Annotated in this window: 1 protein-coding gene and 1 pseudogene; one reads left to right on the top strand and one right to left on the bottom strand. The window is 42.9% G+C overall.

Translation table 11 applies throughout. The annotated features are described in order from the left end of the window. Positions 1-165: pseudogene (locus tag SPADD19_RS11490) on the top strand (peptidase T); the annotation flags it as partial. A 36-nt stretch (positions 166-201) separates the two neighbouring features. On the opposite strand, the gene SPADD19_RS03565 reads toward SPADD19_RS11490, so the two are convergent. Beyond that, positions 202-1353 (bottom strand): ATP-binding protein (locus SPADD19_RS03565; protein ID WP_061455228.1); only part of this gene is annotated, 1152 nt, incomplete at its 5' end.

Raw genomic sequence — 1353 nt, 5'->3', positions numbered from 1 at the left:
CCGATCCGCGGTGGTACTGATGGGTCTAAAATTTCCTTTATGGGAATTCCGACACCAAACATCTTTGCCGGTGGCGAAAATATGCACGGTCGCTTTGAATACGTTAGCCTCCAAACCATGGAACGCGCTGTTGATACCATTATCGGTATTGTGACCAAAAAATAAGAAACAAAAAGGATTCGGATAGATTGTCCGGATCCTTTATTGTATGCTTGAAAGCTTGACAATTTCTTTGACTTGATCAATGGTCTGAACCAAATGAAGGCTTGTCTCATTGATCGTAAGATAATAGACTTTATCTGCCAAAGATTCTGTAAAAGGACGATTCGTGAGTAAGATCACCTGTTGTCCTTTTTCTTTCAGCTCTTTCACTTGCTTTCTCACCTTTTGGTAAAAACGATCATCACAGATTTCTAGATCATCCACCAAGACACAAGCAGCATCCAAACCCAATGATTCATTGGTTCCATTTTGGGTCAGATAATAGGCTGCACCCGCTTGTACCTCATATAAGCCAGCTGATGGCTCAACCGGAAGAAATGCTGGACTTGTTGCAACTTCTGCTGCTTTTTCCATCGCTACAAGGTTGGCAAGGACCTGCAAATAAATCGGTGCTAATTTACTTAAATCCAAGAGTTCCTCAAACTCAAAACCACGTTTCAGAGCCTCTAAGATATAGAAGAGCCGATGGGGCATATGACGAGCTATTTTTTGGATTAACTCATCATCGCTCATTTCTTCAGGAAAGACAGTCAGCAGTTTTTTATCTTTAATGGTTTCTAAGGCCTGTTGGTAAGCTTCATCGATCCTCTTTCCAAATCCATAAACTGCCCCATAAGAGTGAATTTGGGTATTGAGACGAGCATTCTGTGCAGCATCTGAAAAGATCGGAATCTTAAAGAAAATATAGTCTAGACTGGGTTCATAGACAGCCTTTAGATCCTGTAATAAGGGGTGAGGCAAATGCTCGAGCGAGCGCCCCAATTGCAGCTGCACGCCTTGCTCAAACAAAGAATAGCCCAAGCCCATAGAGGCCATCGAGATACTATCTGAAGCAAATGGATTAACCTCTAAGATATAAAAAGCATAGCTGGTCGGATCCAAGGCAAACTTAATGGAGATGGCTCCTGTCAGCTTCAGATAGCGACTGATGTGGATCGCTGCTTCACGAAGATTTTGAAACTCCCGGTCAGTCAGAGTGACCGCTGGCATAAATTGGTAAGAGTCACTGGAGTGGATCCCAACAGGATCAATGCTTTCAATAGAGGCCGCCAAGTAGTGATTGTCTTCACGATCCCGCATGACTACAAAATCCAGTTCCTTAAAGCCATAAGTCGAAAATTCTAGCAAACA

It is taken from the genome of Streptococcus parasanguinis (assembly GCF_001578955.1).
GTDB classification, from domain to species: Bacteria; Bacillota; Bacilli; order Lactobacillales; family Streptococcaceae; genus Streptococcus; species Streptococcus parasanguinis_U.
This window is presented reverse-complemented; position numbering and strand designations above follow the sequence as displayed.